Genomic DNA, 19,569 nt, shown 5'->3' on the forward strand with positions numbered 1-19,569 from the left:
TCGCCCTTACGGCGAGTCACTTTTTGTCAGACGCGACAAAAAGTAACCAAAAAACGCTGCGCTCCGATCATCCGGCCCCTGCGCTGCGCTCCGGGGTCCCCTCACTCCGGCCTCGCTCCCGGGAGGACCGCGCTGCAGGCCCCATCCTGGGGCCCAGCGCTTGACGGGCATCCATGCCCGTCACCTCCCTTCGCAAGGCCTGCGTTCGGCCTCCTGAAGTCGCGAAGATCAAGATCAAGATCAAGATCAAGATCAAGATCAAGATCAAGATCAAGATCAAGATCAAGATCAAGATCAAGATCAAGATCAAGATCAAGATCAAGATCAAGATCAAGATCAAGATCAAGATCAGAAGTATCAGGCCGTCAGGTTACCACTTGGTAGCAAGGTACATACGCCGCGCCGCCGGGCAACTTCATGCGATGCTGGTCAACGAAGGCTTGCAACAGCCGGCCCAGCGGGTCCAGCACGGCGCTGTCGCCGCGGATCTGGTACGGCCCATGCTCTTCGATCAGGCGGATGCCCTTGTCCTTCACGTTACCCGCTACCACGCCAGAAAACGCCCGGCGCAGGTTGGCAGCCAGCTCATGGGGTGGCAGCTCGCGGCGCAGGTCCAGTTCGGCCATTGCCTGGTGGGTCGGGTCGAACGGGCGCTGGAAACTCTCCTCGATCTTCAGCAGCCAGTTGAAGTGGAAGGCATCATTGCGCTCGCGGCGGAACTGTTTGACCACCTTGAGCCCTTCGACCATGTGCCGGGCAACTTCTGCCGGGTCATCAATGATGATTTCGTACAACCGGTGCGCCGCCTCGCCCAGCGTGGCGCCCACGAAGGCATGCAACTGTTGCAGGTAAGGCTCGGCGCTGCGCGGGCCGGTGAGCACCACCGGGAACGGCACGTCCTGGTTATCGGGGTGCATGAGGATGCCCAGCAGGTACAGGAACTCCTCGGCTGTGCCGGCGCCGCCGGGGAAGATGATGATGCCGTGACCGACACGCACGAAGGCTTCCAGGCGCTTCTCGATGTCCGGCAGAATCACCAGCTCGTTGACGATCGGGTTGGGCGCCTCGGCGGCGATGATGCCCGGCTCGGTCAGGCCAAGGTAGCGGCTGCCATGCATGCGTTGCTTGGCGTGGGCAATGGTGGCGCCCTTCATCGGGCCCTTCATCACGCCCGGGCCGCAACCGGTGCACACGTCCAGCTTGCGCAGGCCCAGTTCGTGGCCGACCTTCTTGGTGTACTGGTACTCCTCGCTGCTGATCGAGTGACCACCCCAGCACACCACCATCTTCGGCTCCACACCCGGGCGCAGGGTGCGCGCGTTGCGCAGCAAATGGAAAACGTAATCAGTGATGCCCTGGGAGCTTTCCAGGTCGATACGCTGGCTGGCCAGCTCGCTTTCGGTGTAAACGATGTCGCGCAGGGCGCTGAACAGCATTTCACGGGTGCTGGCGATCATTTCGCCATCGACGAAGGCATCGGCCGGGGCATTCAGCAGCTCCAGGCGCACACCACGGTCTTGTTGATGGATTTTGACCTCGAAGTCTTTGTAGGCCTCGAGGATCGTCTTGGCATTGTCGACATGGGCGCCAGTGTTGAGGATGGCCAGGGCGCACTGGCGGAAAAGGGTGTAAAGGCTACCTGTACCGACTTCACTCAGTTGCTGAACTTCACGTTGTGACAGCGTTTCCAGGCTGCCTTTGGGGCTGACGGATGCATTGATGACATTGCGTTGAGGCATCTAAGTCTTTCCTGTGCGGGTAAAACATCCTTCTTTGACAACACCATACCGAGAAATGTGGGCGGCAACGAGGGGGCTGGTGAAAAACCTTGAGACCGGGTTGGCTTCTTCGCGGGCAACCCCGCGAAGAAGCCATCCCGGTCCCGATTCAGCCCAACAGCTTTTGCACGCCAAGGGTAATCGCCAATCCACCCCCTACCAGCCACAGGTTCAGAATCGCCCCGGTAGCCAGCGCCTTTGGCCCCGCCTGGCGAATCTGGCTGAAGCGGGTTTCCATACCCAGTGCAGTCATGGCCATGGTCAGGGCAAAAGTGTCGAGGCTATTGACCGCTTGCGTCACGCTACCCGGGAGTACCTGCAGAGAATTCACCAATACCAGGGCAAGGAAGCCAAAGGCGAACCAGGGCATCGTAATGCGCCCATTGCCTTGCGCCTGATCAGCCTTGCGCGAGCGGCTGATCCACAGGCCGACTACCAGCAGTACCGGCACCAGCAGCATCACCCGGGTCATCTTGACGATGGTGGCGATATGGGTGGCTTCAGGGCTGACATTACTGGCTGCGCCCACCACCTGGGCGACTTCGTGGATAGTGCCGCCCAGAAACAGCCCCGCTCCCAGGGTGTCCAGGTGCAGCCAGCCGGCGTTGATGGCCAGCGGGTACAGGAACATCGACAAGGTGCCGAACAGCACCACGCTGCCGACGGCCATGGCGCTCTTGTGCGGGGCACTGCGCAGTGCCGACTCGAAGGCCAGCACGGCGGCGGCACCGCAGATGGCGCTGCCAGCGGCGGTCAGCAGGGCGGTATCGCGGTCCAGCTTGAACAGTTTCATGCCGCACCACAGGCCGATCAACAGGGTGCTGGACACCACCAGCAGCGACACGATAAGGCCCGACCAGCCGACTTCGGCAATTTCCTGCAGGCTGACCCGCAGGCCAAAGAAGGCCACGGCGATGCGCAGCAGGCCGCGGGCCGAAAAGTTGATGCCGGCTGCCCAGCTGGCCGGTACACCATCGCGCAAGGCATTGCCGTAGAGGGCGCCGGCGACGATGCCGACAATCAGCGGGCTGATGCCCAGATTGGCGATGGCGGGCAGTGCGGCCAGCTGAGTGACCGCAAGCGCGAACAGCGCGACGAACAGGATGCCATTGAGCCGCCCTCGGGTAGAGAGGGTAGGCGTAAAAGCGGGGTTGGACGGAACCGTGGCCATGTGTGTCCTCCGGAAAGGTGTTTCGACAAGGCCTACGTTAATCGGGTTATAAGCTTATAAAAAATCGTAATTTAAAATGGCAAATATCCGTTTAGCTGATATTTTTAAATCATGACCCCAGAACAACTGATAACGTTTGCCACCGTTGCCGAGCACGGCAACATCAGCCATGCGGCCCAGGCGCTTCATTTGTCGCAACCGGCGGTGTCCGGCCAGCTCAAGCTGTTGCAGGAGGCTTTTGGCGAGCCGCTGTATCAGCGCGCCGGGCGGGGGGTGCGGTTGACGGCAGCCGGCGAACAGCTGTTGGCCCATGCCGAGCGCCTGCGCGAAACCTTCCGCCAGGCCCAGGCACTGCGCGACGCCATGCGTGGCCTGGAGCGCGGTACCTTGCGCATCGGTGCCAGTACCACGCCTGCCAGTTACCTGCTGCCGTACCTGATCGCCGATTTCCATGCCAGTCACCCGGACGTGCTGGTGACTACATCACACGGCAACACGGCGGAGATCGTCGCTGCGCTGGGCAGTGTCGACATCGCCCTGATCGAAGGGCCGCCTGGGCAAGAGCTGCCGTTGGGCACGCAAGTGACAGCCTGGCGTGAGGACGAGATCGTTGCCATCGTGCCCAGCGGTCATCCGCTGGCTGGCAGTGGTCCGCAGACCTTGGGGGCGCTGGGCACTTACCCGTTGGTATTGCGCGAGAGCGGCTCGGGTGTGCGGCAGGTCGTCGAGCGCGCGTTTGCCCGTGAGGGTGTGGCGATGCGCGTAGCGCTGGAGATTGCCGGGGTGGAAGGGGTGAAGGAGGCGGTGCGTGCGGGGATGGGGGTTGGCTTTGTGTCGGCAATGTCGATCCGCCATGAGGATGGGGCCCTGCACCGACTGCAAGTTGCCCCTGAGCCGTTGGTCAGGCGGTTTTCCATATTGATGCCACATGCGGCAACGCCCTCAAGGGCGGCAGCGCGGTTTCTCGAGTTGTGTGTCGGCTTGCAGGCGGTGGGGTAACGGCCCCGGCCTGTTTGCGGGTGAACCCGCTCCCACAGGTCGAGAGTGCTGGCAGATCATCCCTCACATTGATGGGTCCAGCTGAGGTAGGCTGCCTTGAGTGATTGCGGAAGGTTGGGCAGGTTGCGTCCTAAATCCGGCACGGTGCCTGGCTGCCGCGCCCACTCCGTTAGCCATGCGATCACCAAAGGCCTGGTTACGGGGCTGGGCGATATTTGGCGTTCAAGCTCGTCTGCGACCTGGCCGAGTATCGCCATGTCCACATCCAGTTGGGCAATTTTGTCCACCCTGTAGTCACCCCTCATCAAGTCGTTTGCTTTGAAAGATAGCGTTTGCTCGATAGCAGTCAGCAACTGGCCAACCGTCCAAGGTTTTGAGAGGAACGTAGCAGACCCGGGTAAGCGGGAGCCGGCATCACGTTGGCCGGCCGACATCACGATCACGGCGGTGCCCGGCCATCGGTCAATGACCAGGTGCGCGAGGTCCACTCCATCGAGCTGGCCTGGCATCTGGATATCGGTCAACACGAGATCCAGGCGGGCCGTGGTTTCCAGCACCGTTATCGCCTCATCGACGCAGCCGCAGCTGCGCACGTCGAGGTCGAGCGATTCCAGCGCTTCGCAGGCGAGCATTCGAATCAACGCGTCATCCTCTACTACCAATACACTGCGAGCCATAACAAAACCCCGATCATGTAGCCATTCGGCGGGCGGCTATGATCTGTGGTTTCATGCAACTGACGGGTGGCGCTTGGGTTGTTGGCAAACCGAGCGATCTATACTTTCCCATTGCCGCCGGGCTTAGATGGTTTTCGTCATTGCCATCGATGCTGGATCGTTGGTAAATGAAGCCACGAAAAGTTTTCGATCCCTGCCTGGCACGTCCGCAGGGGCCATGGTGTCGAACGGCGCGCCCGAAAGTAATCTTCCCAATTGCCAGCTGTGGATGAGAACCCATGCATCAACTGCCTCCCGATGAAATGATCAGGCTTGCACTGCAGAAGTCACAGGCCCGTTTACACAAGCAGCATCAGTTGGTGGTGGAGTATGGCGTGTCGTCGCTCAGGTCGACGAGTCTCGATACTTTGCTCACGCAGGCTTGTACCGTTGTGGCCAAAGGCATGCACACGCGTTTTGCCAAGGTGTTGATGCCATTGCCTGGCAGCGATGATTTTTTGCTGACCCACGGTGTCGGTTGGGATCCCTCTGATATCGGCCACGCCAAGGTCGGTGGCGATGTGGCCAGTCCGGCGGGTTATGCCCTCTCTACGTACCGCCCGGTGCTCTCCAACCATCTGGGCCAGGAGCAGCGCTTCCGCACGCCGGATCTGTTGAAAAAGTATGGCATCGAACGCGCCATCAACGTGCCCATCCGGGGGGCGCTACAGCCGTTTGGTGTGCTGGAGGCGGACAGCACCGAGGGTGACGATTTCATCGAAAGCGACCTGGTGTTCCTCGAAGGTATCTCCAACGTCATCTCCATGGCCGTGGAACGCCTGGCAAATGGGGCAGATGAGCAGCTACCGGATCGCTATTCGGAAAGCATGCTCAATGCCAGCCCCGATTGCGTAAAGATCCTCACCACGCATGGCGATATCGAATTCATGAATGATGCCGGAATGTACCTCATGCACATAAGCGAGCTGGCAGAGGTGCGCGGCAAACCCTGGACCCAGCTGTGGCCTGACGACTCCAAACCCGTCGTGCGTGATGCCATGGCGCGGTCCGTGGCCGGTGAATCGGCGAGGTTTGAGGCCTATTGCCCCACGGCCGGCGATGAGCCGAGATGGTGGGATGTAACCATTGCGCCCATTCTGAGTGCCGAGGGCAGGGTGGACAGGCTGATCGCAGTGTCGCGGGACATCACCGAGCGGCACCAGCACGAGGCTCAGTTGCTGTCCCTGATTGCTGTGCAAAACACCAAGCTGAGCGACAGCGATCTCTATCTTGAAGAGATTCACCATCGGGTAAAGAACAGCCTGCACCTGGTGAACACTTTGCTCCAGCTTCAGGCCAACCTGTCGGCGGATGAGGCGGTCAAGGTCCAGCTGCAGACGGCAGCGAGCCGCGTGCTGACGATTGCCAGTGTGCATGAGCGCCTCTATCAGACTGCAGAAACCCAGGGCGTCCTGGCATCGGAGTATCTTGGCGCCTTGTTGAGTGACCTGGGGTCGGCGCTGGCTGAACGTAAGATCGTGCTCAACGCCGATGCTTTCATTCTCCCCCCACAGCGGATGGCGCCGTTGGGCCTGGTCATTTCCGAGCTGATCACCAATGCCCTCAAGTATGGCAAGGGCACGATTGGGGTGAGCGTCCAGAACGCAGGCGACCATGCTGTGATTACAGTAAGGGACGAGGGGGAGGGCTTTCCGGAGTCTTATCCCGAACCAAGCGGAACAGGCTTGGGTATGCGGCTGGTGAAAAGCTATTCAGGGTATGGAGCTGATGCAATCACGCTGGATCGGCTAGCCGAAAACAGTACGATTTGCGTGAAGTTCAAGCTGTAGTGCCCACTGCAATTCGCCCTGTGCCGCGCGTCACTCGTCGCCGTAGTTCATGATCGAGAGCAGGCGTATGGGCACCTGCACCAGTTTCTCCGGGCCGTGCGGGGTTTCGCCGTCGAATGTGAGGCTGTCGCCGGCGTGCATGTGATAGAGCTGGTTGCCATGGCGGTACACCAGCTCGCCCTCCAGCAAGTGGAGGAACTCGGTGCCGGGGTGGGCGAAGGTGGGGAACTCTTCGCTGGCGTCATCCATGCTCACCCTATAGGCCTCGAAGTTTTTCTTCGGCCCCCTGGCGTGATTGAGCAAGTGGTAGGTGTGGCCCTTCTCGGTGCCGCGGCGCACCACTTCCAGACCTTCGCCAGCCTTTACCAGCAGAGCATTGCCGTCGGGCTGGTCATATTGGCTGAACAGCTTGGCCATCGGCATGCCCAGTACGTCGCACAGGCGGCTGAGGGTGTCGAGGCTGGTGGACACCTGGGCGTTTTCGATCTTGCTCAGCATGCCCTGGCTAATGCCGGCAATGCGCGCCACATCGGCGAGCTTGAGGGACTGGGCCTGGCGCTGGCGCTTGATCTGCAGGCCCAGGTACTGCTCCAGACGAAGGCGCGGTTCGGTTTCGGTCGACATCGAAAGTCCTGCACGGTTTCAGTTCAAGAATAAAGTTTTCGCACTGGGAAAGTGCGAAATGCAGCTGCGCTGGCCGCTTCTTTCCTCAGGTGAAAACAAGTTTCCCACAAATAGAACAGAAAATCCTGCCTGGGTTTTGTCTTGCCTGTGCCGGCCTCTTCGCGGGCAAGTCCACTCCCAAGCGGCTTTGCGGCGAATCCTGTGGGAGCGGGCTTGCCCGCGAAGAGGCCCGAACAGACACCCAAGGGCGCACCTTGAACAAACTTGGCAAGCGCATTGCATTCCTGTGAGGAAAGTAAGTTTCCTTTGCGGAATCGTCGCCCTTGCCCAGGAGTGTTCAACCCATGTTGCCAGCAGAAACCCAGCGCACCCTCGACCAGCACGGCATCAAGTACGTGCTGGCGCAGTTCGTCGATATCCATGGCTCGGCGAAGACCAAATCGGTGCCGGTATCGGGCCTGAAGATGGTAGCCGAGGAGGGCGCCGGCTTTGCCGGGTTCGCCATCTGCGGCATGGGCATGGAGCCGCACGGCCCGGACTTCATGGCCCGCGGCGATCTGTCCACACTGGTTCCGGTGCCGTGGCAGCCAGGCTATGGCCGGGTGGTGTGCGTGGGCCATGTCAACGGCCAGCCTTGGCCCTATGACAGCCGCTACGTATTGCAGCAGCAGGTGCAGCGCCTGGCCGAGAAGGGCTGGACCCTGAACACCGGCCTTGAGCCCGAGTTCAGCCTGTTCCGCCGCGACGAAGGCGGCAAGCTGCAACTGGTTGACGCCTCCGACAACCTCGACAAGCCCTGCTACGACTACAAGGGCCTGTCGCGCTCGCGGCTGTTCCTCGAACGCCTGACCGAGGCGCTGCAGCCGGTGGGCTTCGACATCTACCAGATTGACCACGAAGACGCCAATGGCCAGTTCGAGATCAACTACACCTACAGCGACGCCATGGAGTCGGCCGACCGCTTCACCTTCTTCCGCATGGCTGCCGGTGAGATCGCCAACGACCTGGGCATGATCTGCTCGTTCATGCCCAAGCCTGACCCCAAGCGCGCCGGCAACGGCATGCACTTTCACCTGTCGCTGGCCAGCAGCACCCACAAGAACCTGTTCCACGACCCGTCCGACAGCAGCGGCATGGGCCTGTCAAAGCTGGCCTATCACTTTGCTGCAGGGCTCATGGCCCACGGCGCGGCGTTGTGTGCCTTTGCGGCGCCGACGGTCAACTCCTACAAGCGTCTGGTGGTTGGCCGTTCATTGTCGGGCTCGACGTGGGCCCCGGCCTTCGTCGCCTGGGGGGCCAATAACCGTTCGGCAATGGTGCGCATTCCTTATGGTCGCCTGGAGTTCCGCCTGCCGGACGCCGGCTGCAACCCGTATCTGGTCACCGCCGCCATTATCGCCGCCGGCCTCGATGGCATCGACCGCCAGCTGGATCCGGGCGAGATGTGCAATGAAAACCTCTACAACCTGAGCCTTGAAGAAATTGCCGCGCGCGGCATCAAGACCTTGCCGCAATCGCTGAAGGAGGCCGTCGACGCGCTCGAAGCCGACCCGTTGTTCCGCGAGGTGCTGGGCGCCGGGATCGTCGACGAGTTCATCAAGCTCAAGCGCATGGAGTGGGTGGAGTACTGCCGCCACGTCTCCGACTGGGAAATCCAGCGTTACACCGAGTTCTTCTGACCGCCCCAATCCCCTGGGCGGCAGACACGAAAGCGCTCGCCCACTGCCTAGTAAGGAGCATCACCATGTGTGGAATCGTAGGTCTGTACCTGAAAAAGCCCGAGCTGGAAGGCCAGCTAGGCAAGCTGTTCGAACCCATGCTCCAAGCCATGACCGACCGTGGGCCGGACAGCGCCGGCTTTGCCATCTACGGCGATGAAGTGGCCGAAGGCTGGGTCAAGCTGACCCTGCAAGCGACTGACACCAACTACCCCTGGACCACCCTGCTGGGCCAGCTGGAAGGGCACCTGGGTTGCTCGCTGGACTGGTACCAGAACGCCAGCGCCGCTGTGCTCAAAGTGCACACAGATGAGGCCGCAGCCCGCGGCGCCTTGGCCGAGCTAGCGCCCGATGTGCGCATCATGAGCGCCGGGCAGAGCATCGAAATCCTCAAGGGCATGGGCCTGCCGGCGGAAATATCCAGTCGCTTCGGCCTGGCCGGCATGAAGGGCAGCCACATCATCGGCCACACCCGCATGGCCACCGAAAGCGCCGTGACCATGGAGGGCAGTCACCCGTTCTCCACCGGCGCCGACCTGTGCCTGGTGCACAACGGCTCGCTCTCCAACCACTTCCGCTTGCGCCAGGTACTCAAGCGCGAAGGCATCAGCTTCGAGACCGATAACGACACCGAAGTGGCCGCCGGCTACCTGACCTGGCGGCTACAGCAGGGCGACAGCCTGGCCCAGGCCCTGGATGGCGCGCTGGAAGACCTGGACGGCTTCTTCACGTTTGCCATCGGCACCCGCAACGGCTTTGCCGTGATCCGTGACCCGATTGCCTGCAAGCCGGCGGTGCTGGCCGAGACCGAAGACTACGTGGCCATGGCCTCGGAATACCAGGCACTGGCCGGCCTGCCCGGCATCGAGCACGCCAAGGTCTGGGAACCGGCGCCGGCCACCCTGTACGTCTGGGAGCGCGAAAGCGCCTGACCTGCCACCGAACCCCTGGAGAACCTTATGAAGACGATCGACCTATCCAGCACTTCGGTGCGTGTGCTCAACCAGTCACTGCACGGCGAGGTGCAGGACCTCGAATGGCAAGTGACCCATCCCGGCGGCAAGCACAACCTGGCGGTGGGCATCAACGCCGCCGTGGCGGTGGATATCGAAGGCCATGCCGGCTACTACTGCGCCGGCATGAACCAGCAGGCCAGCGTGACCGTGCACGGCAACGTGGGTGTCGGCGTGGCCGAGAACATGATGTCCGGCCTGGTGAGGGTCAAGGGCAGTGCCTCGCAGGCCGCAGGCGCCACCGCCCATGGCGGGCTGCTGGTGATCGAAGGTGATGCCGGTGCCCGTTGCGGTATTTCCATGAAAGGCGTGGACATTGTGGTCGGCGGCAGCATTGGCCACATGAGCTGCTTCATGGGCCAGGCCGGACGCCTGGTGGTGTGTGGCGATGCCGGCGACGCGCTGGGCGACTCGTTGTATGAGGTGCGCATCTACGTCAAGGGCTCGGTGCAGTCACTGGGCTCGGACTGCATCGAGAAAGAAATGCGCGCCGAACACCTGCAAGAGCTGCAGGAACTGCTGAACAAGGCTGGCCTGGACCATAAGGCCGCCGATTTCAAACGCTACGGCTCGGCCCGCCAGCTGTACAACTTCAAAGTCGACAACGCCAGCGCGTACTGATCCAGGAGCATTCCCATGAGCGAGCAATTCCCCCCGGTACTGCGTGAGTCGGCCACCTTCGATCGCCTGACCATCCAGGAAATCCAGCGTGCCGCCGAAACCGGCATCTGCGACATCCGCGGCGGTGGCACCAAGCGCCGTGTGCCGCACTTCGACGACCTGTTGCTGCTCGGCGCCAGCGTGTCGCGCTATCCCCTGGAAGGCTACCGCGAGAAGTGCGGCACCGACGTGGTGCTGGGCAACCGGTTTGCTAAAAAGCCGATCCACCTGAAAATCCCGGTGACCATCGCCGGCATGAGCTTCGGCGCGTTGTCGGCCAACGCCAAGGAAGCGCTGGGCCGTGGTGCGACCATCGCCGGCACCAGCACCACCACCGGTGACGGCGGCATGACCCCGGAAGAACGTGGCCAGTCGCAGCACCTGGTGTACCAGTACCTGCCTTCGCGCTACGGCATGAACCCCGACGACCTGCGCAAGGCCGACGCCATCGAGATCGTCCTCGGCCAGGGCGCCAAGCCGGGCGGTGGCGGCATGCTGCTGGGCATGAAGGTAACCGAGCGGGTAGCCGGCATGCGCACCTTGCCGATCGGCGTCGACCAGCGCAGTGCCTGCCGCCACCCGGACTGGACCGGCCCGGATGACCTGGCGATCAAGATTGCCGAGATCCGCGAGATCACCGACTGGGAAAAACCCATTTACGTGAAGATCGGTGCCAGCCGCCCTTACTACGACGTCAAGCTGGCGGTAAAGGCTGGTGCAGATGTGATCGTGCTAGACGGCATGCAGGGCGGTACCGCAGCCACTCAGGAAGTGTTCATCGAGCACGTTGGCATCCCGATTCTTCCGGCCATCCCGCAGGCGGTGCAGGCGCTTCAGGAAATGGGCATGCACCGCAAGGTGCAGCTGATCGTCTCTGGCGGTATCCGCAACGGTGCCGACGTAGCCAAGGCCATGGCCCTGGGGGCAGACGCAGTGGCCATCGGCACGGCGGCATTGATTGCACTGGGTGACAACCATCCGCGGCTGGACAGCGAGCTGAAGAAGATTGGCTCGGCTGCGGGCTTCTATGACGACTGGCAGAACGGTCGCGATCCGGCTGGCATCACCACCCAGGACCCAGACCTGGCCGGGCGCCTGAACCCGGAAGAAGCGGGTCGCCGGCTGGCGAACTATCTGCGGGTGCTGGTGCTGGAGGCGCAGACCATGGCGCGGGCGTGTGGCAAGTCGCACCTGCACAACCTTGACCCGGAGGACCTGGTGGCGTTGACCGTGGAAGCGGCCGCGATGGCGCGGGTGCCCTTGGCGGGGACGGCCTGGGTGCCGGGGCAGGCGCAGTACTGATCCACCGTTTTTGGGGCTGCAAAGCAGCCCCAGGGCACCCCAATCGCCCATATCAGCGCCATCGCTGGGAGGCTATGTCGAGGGCGTATCGCCCATTGGGCAGGCACTGGTGCAGCTCAAGGGGGTGGCGTTCACCTTCGTGTAATGCTTCGTGGTGAGGCTGGGCGATAGGGCCGTTACAGGTTGAATCAGTGTCCCATGGCCAACTTGGCACTTGTCTGCCGACGACGGTAGGCACTGTCACGGCTGGCGAGCCACCAGTACAGCGGTGAGGTAATTGCCAGCCCTACCAGCCACGACAGGTCAGCCCCGTTGATGTGCTCGGAAATCGGCCCGACATACAGCGGCGTGTTCATGAAGGGGATCTGCACCACGATACCTACCGCATAGGCTATCAACGCCTGTGGGTTGTAACGCCCGTAGATACCGCCATCGACCTGGAAGATCGACTGGATGTCGTAGTCACCTTTGTGGATGGCATAAAAGTCGATCAGGTTGATCGCCGTCCACGGTACCAGCACCACCAGCAGCACCAGCACCATGTCGACGAAGTGGCCGATGAAGTCTGCCGAGGCGAACACCGCCACCACGCAGCAGGCCGACAGCACGATCAGCGACAGCACCGCACGGCTTTTGGCGGTGGGGATCCAGCGATAGGCGAAGGTTTGCACCAGGGTGATGATCGACAGTACAGCGCCATACAGGTTGAGGGCGTTGTGGCTGATGACGCTGAGCAGGAACAGCACCAGCATGATCGGGCCCAGGGTACCGGTGGCCAGCTTGACCGCATCCATGGTGTCCATCCCGGCCGGAATCGCCAGTACCGCCACGGCGCCGAAGATGAACGACAGGCTCGAACCCAGGGCTGAGCCCAGGTACGTTGTCCAGAACGTCGAGCTGACTTTCACATCTGCCGGCAGATAACGCGAGTAGTCCGACACATAGGGCGCAAAGGCGATCTGCCACAGCGCCGCCAGCGACACGGTGGCCAACCAGCCGGCCAGGTTGAAGCCGCCGCGGGTGAGGAAGTCGTCGCTTTGCACGTGGCTGAAGATGTAGCCGAAGCCGACCACGATACCGATGCCCAGTACCCAGGTGCCAATGCGGTTGAGCACGTGGATGAAGCGATAGCCGATGATGCCGATGATGCCTGAACCCAAGGCACCGATGACGATGCCCACCGGCACCGGTACGGCATCGACCACACCGTGCAGCGATTTGCCGGCGAGCACGATGTTGGAGGCGAAGAAGCCGATGTACATGACGCCGGCGATTACCACCACCAGCAGCGCGCCGAGCGTGCCGAACTGGGCGCGGCTCTGGATCATCTGCGGGATACCCATTTGCGGGCCCTGGGCCGAGTGCAGTGCCATCAGCACCCCCCCGACCAGGTGACCGACCAGGATGGCGACGATGCCCCATATCAGGTTCAGGTGGAACAGCTGCACGCCCAGCGCGCCGGTGACGATGGGCAGCGGGGCGATGTTGCCGCCGAACCACAGTGTGAACAGATCCCTTACCTTTCCATGGCGGTCTTGCGGGGGCACGTAGCCGATTGTGTGTTTTTCTATCAGGGGTGCCGAATTGGCTGCACTGGTCATGACTGACTCCAAGGCAAGGTAGGGCATCGGGAGCTGCCCGGGGGCGTGCCGGCGATGGGCAACGCGTTCTTGTTGGAGGGATGATGCGGGGCGCGGGGATAACGAGAAATTAGTAAATATGTACCCATAAACCTTAAAAAACCTAAGGCTGACAAAAGCTTAAGCGGGGGACGGTAGCAAGGACGGTGCCAGTTGGCGGCAGGGCTTGAAGTAGAGGGGTTGAGCCCTGTTTCGGCAGAACGCGGTGGGCTTTGATGGTGCGTCGTGCGCATTTGCAGGGCAGCTGAATGGTTGCCTGTACTGGCCCTTTCGCGGGGCTAGCCCGCGAAAGGGCCAGTACAGGCAATAGAGCTACATCGGCAACAACCGGTCCTGGATCACTTCCTTCATCACCAGGGTTGAGCTCAGGCGTTTCACATTGGGAATGCTGGTCAGGTGCTCGTCATACAGCTTCTGAAACGCCGGCAGGTCCTTGGCCACCACATGCAGCAGGTAATCCGGGTCGCCGAATAACCGCTGTGCTTCGACAATCTGCGGAATCTCCGAAAGTGCCGCTTCAAAATCCGCCACCGGCTGCCGGGTCACCTCGCGCAGGGTCACGAACACCAACGCGGCAAAATTCAGCCCCAGGGCGCTCGGCGCCAGGCGGGCGTGATAGCCCAGAATCGCCCCGGATTCTTCCAGTGCCTTCAAGCGCCGATGGCAGGGCGACAGGCTGAGCCCTACGCGGTCGGCCAGTTCGGTTACCGATAGCCGACCGTCTTTTTGCAGCTCGGCAAGCATTTTTCTATCAGTTCTGTCCATTGAGAAGGATCTTCCAGTCATTGAGCGATTGCAGGGAATATACGAAAGAAAATCCCCGGGCGGAATCCGTAATCTTTCGACATCCCAAGGCAGTAGATAAGGAAGATTCAAGTGGCTATCAGTGTGCTGACGGCGTTTTGGGCCGTGTCGATGCTGTTCGTGATTACCCCGGGCGCAGATTGGGCTTACGCCATTTCGGCAGGCATGCGTGGGCGCTGGGTAATGCCCGCGGTGGCGGGCATGTTGTCGGGGCATTGCCTGGCGACGCTGGTGGTGGCGGCCGGGGTAGGCAGCCTGCTGGCAGGCCACCCCTTGGCACTGACCTTGCTCACCCTGGCGGGGTGCAGCTACCTGCTGTGGCTGGGTGGTAACCTGTTGTTGAGCCCGGCATTGCCGGCAGCCGGGCAGGGCGGTGCGGGGGATTCGGGTTCGCGCTGGGCGTTGAAGGGCTTTTGCGTCAGCGGCCTGAACCCGAAGGTTTTCCTGCTGTTCCTGGCTTTGCTGCCGCAGTTCACCGACCCACAGTCGAACTGGCCAGTGCCGTTGCAGATCTTGCTGCTGGGGCTGGTGCACCTGTGCAGCTCGCTGGTGATCTACTCACTGGTCGGCTATGGCGCCAAAGCCGTGTTGAGTACCCGGCCGGGGGCGGCGAAGCTGGTCGGGCGGGTGTCGGGGGTGGCGATGATTACGGTGGCCCTGGGCTTGATTGCCGGGCAAATCAACTGACACCGTGAGGCAAGGGGGCCAGGACGTTCCCGAGCGTCTGGCACAGCTGTTCTGCCGAGTAAGGCTTGGCCAGAAAGGTAAACCCTTGGTGCCCGCCTTCGGCAATTGCATCGCTGTAGCCCGAAGTAAGGATCACCGGAAGCTGCGGGCGCTGACGGCGCAGCTCCAGGGCAAGTGCCAACCCACCCATGCCGGGCATGACCACATCGGAAAACACCGCATCAAAACCGCCCGCCGGGCCAGTCAACTGCGCCAGCGCCTCTTCCGCCGAGCGTGCACAGCTGACCTGATAACCATGGTCCTCAAGGATCTGCGCGCTGAAGCGGGCCAGGTCGGAATTGTCCTCTACCAGCAGTATCCGTCGCCGCTCGCTCTGTGCTTGCAGCAGGCTGCCGGCCGAGGCGTCTTCCGACGGGGCAGCGGGCGGGTCCTCCTGCGGCAGGTAAAGGGTAAACGTTGTGCCTTGGCCGGGGGCACTGGTCACTGCTACATCCCCCCCGGACTGCTTGGCAAAGCCGAACACCTGCGACAGCCCAAGCCCGGTCCCTTCACCTGCAGCTTTGGTTGTGAAAAACGGGTCGAAGATGCGCTCCAGCAAATCGGCGGCAATACCGGTACCACTGTCGCTCACGGATATCGCCGCGAATGGGCCTGGCAGGGACGGCTGGCCGCGCAAGGCCGGCAGGCGCTGATCGGCCTGCAGGCGCAGTTGCAACACACCTTCGCCGGCCATGGCATCCCGGCCGTTGAGCATGAGGTTGATCACTGCGTTCTCCAGCTGGCTGAGGTCGGCGCGGATGTGGCACGGCGCAGGCGGTAACTGCAGCTCGACCTGGATGCGTGCGCCGGTGGCGGTGTCGAGCATGTCAGCCATCGCTTCCAACCGTGGTCCTGCCTCGAACACGTGTGGGCTGAGGGCCTGTCGGCGGGCGAAGGCCAGGAGCTGACCGGTTAGTTTGGCACCACGGTCGACGGTGTCGGATATGGTCTTGAGGTAACGTTCGCGACGCTTCTCGTCGAGGTTGGGGCGTTGCAGGAAGTGCAGCGAGGAACGGATGATGGTCAGCAGGTTGTTGAAGTCGTGGGCAACGCCACCTGTCAGCTGGCCGATGGCTTCCAGCTTTTGTGCCTGGCGCAGCACCGCTTCGGTGTGCAGCAGCTGGGTCGTGCGTTCTTCCACGCGGTGCTCAAGGTTGGCGTTGAGCGCCTCCAGCGCTGCCATCGCCTCACGCACTTCAGCATTGGCCTGAACCCGCTGGATATGCGCCCAGCAACGTTCGGTAACCTCGCTGATCAGCGCTTGCTCGTAGTCGGTCCATTCCCGGGGAAAACGGTCGTGAATCGCCATCAGCGCGGTCAGCCTGCCAGCCTTGATCAGCGGCATGCAGACAGTAGCGGTGATGCCGATGGCCTGAAATGTCGCCGCTTCGTCAGCGGCCAGTTCGCGAAGATTGTCATTGATCACCAACGCCAGGCCGCTGCGCAGGCGGCTGACCGCCAGGCGGCCGAAATCATGCAGGTGATATTGGCCCACCAGGCGTGGGGAGCCGGGTGCTACGGCATCGCCGCAGATGGTGAAGCCATTCTCGTCCGGCTCCATTACCGCATAGGCGCAGCTGGACAAGCCAAGGTGCTCGACCAGCATGCGCGTGGTGATGGCCATGATCTGGTCGGGGTCGGTGGCGTCGGCCACGGCGCGCCCGAGGCTGTCGAGAAAGTTGAGGCGCAGGTTGGTGACCACACCGGCGGTGGTTTCGGTAACCGTATCGAGCATGCCAAGCACTTCGCCATCCAGGCCGCGAATCGGGCTGTAGCAGAAGGTGAAATAAGCCTGCTCCGGGCCGCCGTTGCGGTCGATCGTCAGTGGGAAGTCTTCGATGTACACCGCTTCGCCGGACAACGCACAGTCGGCCATTTTGCTGATATCGGCCCAGGCCTCATGCCACACGTCGCGGAAGGGGATACCCAAGGCCGAGGGCTTGCGCCCGAGAATCGGGATGAAAGCATCGTTGTGCAGGGTGATGAGGTCAGGGCCCCAGAGCACCGCCTGCGGAAAACGCGAAGCCAGGCACAGGGCCATGGTGGTCTTCAGGGCGTCAGGCCAATGTTCCAATGCCCCCAGGGGGGTGGCGGCCCAGTTGTGGTTGCGGATGCGTTCGGCCATCAGCCCGCCGCCGTCTAGCCATTTCGCCATTTGTTCTGTCGGTCCTTTAACACAAGGCCTTAGGGTGCACCGAGAATAGACGGTTGGCGAGCATTTTGTGGTGGCCTGTGCCGGCCTCTTCGCGGGTTCACGCGCGAAGAGGCCGGCACAGGCTAGCGCATGAAGTGCACCTTGCCAGTGTCGTCATTGCCCATGTAGATCCCGTAGACCCCGGCCTGCCGTTCAAGGATGTAGCGCTCGAGAATCTGCCGGATAGCCGGATAGTAGATGTCGTCCCACGGAATCTCGTCGGGCTCGAAGAACTTGTATGCCAGGGTCTCCGGCCCGTAGTGCCCGGTTTCTTCGGCGACGACGGCGCGGAAGATGATGTACACCTCGCTGATCCTGGGTACGCTGAAGATGGAGTAGGGCGAGACGATGTCGGCACGCACCCCGCTTTCTTCCCAGACCTCGCGCAGTGCAGCCTGCTCGGTGGTCTCGCCAGCTTCCATGAACCCGGCCGGCAAGGTCCAGGTGCCGGGGCGCGGCGGGATGGCGCGCTGGCACAACAGGTACTTGCCATCGCGCTCGATGATGCAGCCGGCGATGATCTTCGGGTTGATGTAATGGATGTAGCCGCAGCCGGTGCAGTGCAGGCGTTCGTGGGTGTCGCCTGTGGGAACGCCCCGGGCCAGTTCCGTGGTGCAGTGCGGGCAGTAGCGGGGGGCGTTGGGCATGATCAGCGGCCTATGCGAGGTTCCTTCAGGGCCAGGGGCTCGACGATGTCGCGCACCTTGGTGTTGTCATCCTGCTTCTGGCGCAGGTAGTCCAGGGCCACCTTGGCGGCAGCGCGGACGTGGTCGACCGAAGCTTGGTGGGCCACCAGCGGGTCACCACCCTTGATGGCTTCGACGATCTTTTCCATTTCGCGGTTGCTGGCGCCGCGGCGGTTTTCTTGCGACACCGAGGTGGCGCGCAGGTAGCTGATGCGCGCCTGCAACTGGCGCAGTTGCTGGGCCGCCACCTGGTTGCCGGAGCCTTCCAGCAGCACGTCGTAGAAACCTTGTACCGAATCCAGCACCTGTTGCAGCTCGCCTTCTTCCAGCGCTTCGCGGTTCACCTCCAGGGCGCGTTCCAGGGCACGGATGTCCTTGGCCTTGGCGTTGAGGGTGAACAGCTGCACGATCAGGCCTTCGAGCACACAGCGCAGCTCGTAGATGTCGCGGGCGTCTTCCAGGGTGATGATGGCGACACGCGGGCCTTTGGCGTCGGCGAATTCCACCAGGCCTTCGGACTCCAGGTGGCGCAGGGCTTCGCGCACCGAGGTACGGCTGACGCCGAGGCGGTCGCAGAGGTCGCGCTCCACCAGGCGGTCGCCGGGCAGCAGATGGAAGTTCATGATTGCGGCGCGCAGCTTGTCTAGCACGATTTCGCGCAGGGTAACGGGGTTGCGGTTGACCTTGAAGCTGTCGTCGAGTGGCTGGCGTTTCATCAGGAGCGCTCTTTATGAGGCTGTTGCGCCAACATCGCGGAATGCCCCGAACCGAGGCTTTCCATGCAGTGGTTCGAACAGCCCGTTGTTAACGGGTTGACTCCGCATCGGCTTCGGCAAACGCTTCACGGGCCAGGCGGAAACTGTCCACCGCCGCGGGTACGCCGCAATAAATGCCGACCTGGAGCAGAATTTCGCGAATCTGTTCACGGCTCAGGCCATTGCGCAATGCGCCGCGGATGTGCAGCTTGAGCTCGTGGGGCCTGTTGAGCGCGGAAATCATGGCCAAGTTTATCATGCTGCGCTCTTTGAGCGACAAGCCTTCGCGGCCCCAGACGTGGCCCCAGCAGTATTCGGTGACCAGTTCCTGCAATGGCTTGGTGAACTCGTCGGCGTTCTGGATCGAGCGGTTGACGTAGTCCTCGCCCAGCACCTGGGTGCGGATGGCCAGGCCTTTGTCGTACTTCTCGTTACTCATGTGCCGTACTCCGGAAGAAAAAAGGGAACGGGGGCCGCTTTGCGGCCCCGGCGGTCTCAAGGTCAGCCCAGGGGCGGCAGGGCGCCCAGTTTGCCTTTGTGGTACACCATCGGCGTCACCGGCTCGGCCGGCAACACCAGGTTCTTCACTGCACCGACGATGATCGCGTGGTCCCCACCGTCATACTCGCGCCACAGTTCGCACTCGATGATCGCGGTCGCCTTGGCCAGCAGCGGGTTGCCCAGTTCGCTCAAATGCCACTCGACGCCCTTGGCCTTGTCCTTGCCCTTGCCGGCGAAGGCGTAAGCTTCGGCGGTCTGTTCGGCAGACAGCAGGTGAATCGCGAACTGCTTGCTGTCACGCAGGATCGGGTAGGTGTCGGAAGCGTAGTTGGGGCAGAACAGTACCAGCGCCGGGTCGATCGACAATGCGCTGAAGGCGCTGGCGGTGATGCCGACGATGGCGCCGTCGGCATCCAGGGTGGTCACTACCGTGACGCCGGACGGGAAAGAGCCCATCACGTCTTTGTAGATGCCGGGTTCGATCATCTTGTG

The 19,569-nt window shown here is 62.1% G+C and carries 18 protein-coding genes; 7 read left to right on the plus strand and 11 right to left on the minus strand.

Annotated features, from left to right (window positions below; translation table 11 throughout):
• Positions 1-365 precede the first annotated feature (365 nt).
• Complete coding sequence (gene ppnN / locus CKW35_RS03500) at positions 366-1,739, minus strand: nucleotide 5'-monophosphate nucleosidase PpnN (protein WP_016487537.1); 1,374 nt, start codon at positions 1,737-1,739, stop codon at positions 366-368.
• Between the two features lie 148 nt (positions 1,740-1,887).
• Positions 1,888-2,949, minus strand: coding sequence for a YeiH family protein (locus CKW35_RS03505; RefSeq protein WP_016487536.1), 1,062 nt, complete (start codon positions 2,947-2,949; stop codon positions 1,888-1,890).
• A 111-nt stretch (positions 2,950-3,060) separates the two neighbouring features.
• Here CKW35_RS03505 and CKW35_RS03510 point away from each other — a divergent pair, with 111 nt between their 5' ends.
• Positions 3,061-3,948 carry a LysR substrate-binding domain-containing protein gene (locus CKW35_RS03510; protein ID WP_016487535.1) on the plus strand — a complete coding sequence of 296 codons (888 nt, stop codon included), beginning with the start codon at positions 3,061-3,063 and terminating at the stop codon, positions 3,946-3,948.
• A gap of 56 nt (positions 3,949-4,004) precedes the next feature.
• On the opposite strand, the gene CKW35_RS28320 is transcribed toward CKW35_RS03510, so the two are convergent.
• Positions 4,005-4,625, minus strand: a complete 621-nt coding sequence (locus CKW35_RS28320; RefSeq protein WP_023047051.1) for a response regulator — start codon at positions 4,623-4,625, stop codon at positions 4,005-4,007.
• 278 nt (positions 4,626-4,903) lie between these two features.
• Here CKW35_RS28320 and CKW35_RS03525 point away from each other — a divergent pair, with 278 nt between their 5' ends.
• Entirely contained in the window at positions 4,904-6,454 is a 1,551-nt protein-coding gene (locus tag CKW35_RS03525) for a PAS domain-containing protein (RefSeq protein ID WP_023047052.1), read from the plus strand.
• Positions 6,455-6,484: 30 nt separating this feature from the next.
• On the opposite strand, the gene CKW35_RS03530 is transcribed toward CKW35_RS03525, so the two are convergent.
• On the minus strand, positions 6,485-7,078 hold the full coding sequence (locus CKW35_RS03530) for a helix-turn-helix domain-containing protein (protein ID WP_016487532.1): 594 nt from the start codon (positions 7,076-7,078) through the stop codon (positions 6,485-6,487).
• A gap of 344 nt (positions 7,079-7,422) precedes the next feature.
• Here CKW35_RS03530 and glnT point away from each other — a divergent pair, with 344 nt between their 5' ends.
• The 4 genes from glnT (at position 7,423) to CKW35_RS03550 (ending at position 11,771) form a co-directional block, all read left to right on the plus strand.
• Positions 7,423-8,757, plus strand: a complete 1,335-nt coding sequence (gene glnT / locus CKW35_RS03535) for a type III glutamate--ammonia ligase (protein WP_016487531.1) — start codon at positions 7,423-7,425, stop codon at positions 8,755-8,757.
• 65 nt (positions 8,758-8,822) lie between these two features.
• Complete coding sequence (locus CKW35_RS03540) at positions 8,823-9,728, plus strand: glutamine amidotransferase family protein (RefSeq protein ID WP_070086917.1); 906 nt, start codon at positions 8,823-8,825, stop codon at positions 9,726-9,728.
• A 27-nt stretch (positions 9,729-9,755) separates the two neighbouring features.
• Positions 9,756-10,430, plus strand: a complete 675-nt coding sequence (locus CKW35_RS03545) for a protein glxC (RefSeq protein ID WP_023047053.1) — start codon at positions 9,756-9,758, stop codon at positions 10,428-10,430.
• 15 nt (positions 10,431-10,445) lie between these two features.
• Positions 10,446-11,771 (plus strand): FMN-binding glutamate synthase family protein, encoded by a 1,326-nt coding sequence (locus tag CKW35_RS03550; protein WP_095115117.1) that lies wholly within the window; start codon positions 10,446-10,448, stop codon positions 11,769-11,771.
• A gap of 188 nt (positions 11,772-11,959) precedes the next feature.
• Here CKW35_RS03550 and CKW35_RS03555 read toward each other — a convergent pair whose 3' ends face one another.
• Complete coding sequence (locus CKW35_RS03555; protein ID WP_016487527.1) at positions 11,960-13,372, minus strand: cytosine permease; 1,413 nt, start codon at positions 13,370-13,372, stop codon at positions 11,960-11,962.
• Between the two features lie 351 nt (positions 13,373-13,723).
• Positions 13,724-14,176 carry an Lrp/AsnC family transcriptional regulator gene (locus CKW35_RS03560; protein ID WP_016487526.1) on the minus strand — a complete coding sequence of 151 codons (453 nt, stop codon included), beginning with the start codon at positions 14,174-14,176 and terminating at the stop codon, positions 13,724-13,726.
• 111 nt (positions 14,177-14,287) lie between these two features.
• Here CKW35_RS03560 and CKW35_RS03565 point away from each other — a divergent pair, with 111 nt between their 5' ends.
• The gene (locus CKW35_RS03565; RefSeq protein ID WP_016487525.1) at positions 14,288-14,902 is read left to right on the plus strand and encodes a LysE family translocator; all 615 of its coding nucleotides are present in this window, start codon (positions 14,288-14,290) and stop codon (positions 14,900-14,902) included.
• Here CKW35_RS03565 and CKW35_RS03570 read toward each other — a convergent pair.
• The 5 genes from CKW35_RS03570 to CKW35_RS03590 all read right to left on the minus strand — a co-directional run bounded on the left by CKW35_RS03570 (position 14,895) and on the right by CKW35_RS03590 (position 19,563).
• Positions 14,895-17,096, minus strand: coding sequence for an ATP-binding protein (locus CKW35_RS03570; RefSeq protein ID WP_095115119.1), 2,202 nt, complete (start codon positions 17,094-17,096; stop codon positions 14,895-14,897). The two genes, CKW35_RS03565 and CKW35_RS03570, sit on opposite strands and share 8 nt — an antisense overlap.
• Before the next feature lie 122 nt (positions 17,097-17,218).
• A complete protein-coding gene (locus CKW35_RS03575) occupies positions 17,219-17,782 on the minus strand; it encodes an NUDIX hydrolase (RefSeq protein WP_016487523.1) in 564 nt (187 codons plus the stop codon).
• 2 nt (positions 17,783-17,784) lie between these two features.
• Positions 17,785-18,537 carry a GntR family transcriptional regulator gene (locus CKW35_RS03580; RefSeq protein ID WP_016487522.1) on the minus strand — a complete coding sequence of 251 codons (753 nt, stop codon included), beginning with the start codon at positions 18,535-18,537 and terminating at the stop codon, positions 17,785-17,787.
• A gap of 88 nt (positions 18,538-18,625) precedes the next feature.
• Positions 18,626-19,015: a carboxymuconolactone decarboxylase family protein gene (locus CKW35_RS03585; protein WP_023047056.1), complete on the minus strand. Its 390-nt coding sequence runs from the start codon at positions 19,013-19,015 to the stop codon at positions 18,626-18,628.
• 62 nt (positions 19,016-19,077) lie between these two features.
• On the minus strand, positions 19,078-19,563 hold the full coding sequence (locus CKW35_RS03590; protein WP_016487520.1) for a flavin reductase family protein: 486 nt from the start codon (positions 19,561-19,563) through the stop codon (positions 19,078-19,080).
• Positions 19,564-19,569: the final 6 nt, after the last annotated feature.

Origin of the sequence: Pseudomonas sp. Irchel 3F3 (assembly GCF_900187545.1) — a bacterium.
GTDB classification, from domain to species: domain Bacteria; phylum Pseudomonadota; class Gammaproteobacteria; order Pseudomonadales; family Pseudomonadaceae; genus Aquipseudomonas; species Aquipseudomonas fortuita.

Bases quoted from the DNA above. Each gene is read 5' to 3' on its own strand.
- ppnN (WP_016487537.1), bottom strand. From the start codon at position 1,739: ATGCCTCAACGCAATGTCATCAATGCATCCGTCAGCCCCAAAGGCAGC.
- CKW35_RS03505 (WP_016487536.1), bottom strand. From the start codon at position 2,949: ATGGCCACGGTTCCGTCCAACCCCGCTTTTACGCCTACCCTCTCTACC.
- CKW35_RS03510 (WP_016487535.1), top strand. From the start codon at position 3,061: ATGACCCCAGAACAACTGATAACGTTTGCCACCGTTGCCGAGCACGGC.
- CKW35_RS28320 (WP_023047051.1), bottom strand. From the start codon at position 4,625: ATGGCTCGCAGTGTATTGGTAGTAGAGGATGACGCGTTGATTCGAATG.
- CKW35_RS03525 (WP_023047052.1), top strand. From the start codon at position 4,904: ATGCATCAACTGCCTCCCGATGAAATGATCAGGCTTGCACTGCAGAAG.
- CKW35_RS03530 (WP_016487532.1), bottom strand. From the start codon at position 7,078: ATGTCGACCGAAACCGAACCGCGCCTTCGTCTGGAGCAGTACCTGGGC.
- glnT (WP_016487531.1), top strand. From the start codon at position 7,423: ATGTTGCCAGCAGAAACCCAGCGCACCCTCGACCAGCACGGCATCAAG.
- CKW35_RS03540 (WP_070086917.1), top strand. From the start codon at position 8,823: ATGTGTGGAATCGTAGGTCTGTACCTGAAAAAGCCCGAGCTGGAAGGC.
- CKW35_RS03545 (WP_023047053.1), top strand. From the start codon at position 9,756: ATGAAGACGATCGACCTATCCAGCACTTCGGTGCGTGTGCTCAACCAG.
- CKW35_RS03550 (WP_095115117.1), top strand. From the start codon at position 10,446: ATGAGCGAGCAATTCCCCCCGGTACTGCGTGAGTCGGCCACCTTCGAT.
- CKW35_RS03555 (WP_016487527.1), bottom strand. From the start codon at position 13,372: ATGACCAGTGCAGCCAATTCGGCACCCCTGATAGAAAAACACACAATC.
- CKW35_RS03560 (WP_016487526.1), bottom strand. From the start codon at position 14,176: ATGGACAGAACTGATAGAAAAATGCTTGCCGAGCTGCAAAAAGACGGT.
- CKW35_RS03570 (WP_095115119.1), bottom strand. From the start codon at position 17,096: ATGGCGAAATGGCTAGACGGCGGCGGGCTGATGGCCGAACGCATCCGC.
- CKW35_RS03575 (WP_016487523.1), bottom strand. From the start codon at position 17,782: ATGCCCAACGCCCCCCGCTACTGCCCGCACTGCACCACGGAACTGGCC.
- CKW35_RS03580 (WP_016487522.1), bottom strand. From the start codon at position 18,537: ATGAAACGCCAGCCACTCGACGACAGCTTCAAGGTCAACCGCAACCCC.
- CKW35_RS03585 (WP_023047056.1), bottom strand. From the start codon at position 19,015: ATGAGTAACGAGAAGTACGACAAAGGCCTGGCCATCCGCACCCAGGTG.
- CKW35_RS03590 (WP_016487520.1), bottom strand. From the start codon at position 19,563: ATGATCGAACCCGGCATCTACAAAGACGTGATGGGCTCTTTCCCGTCC.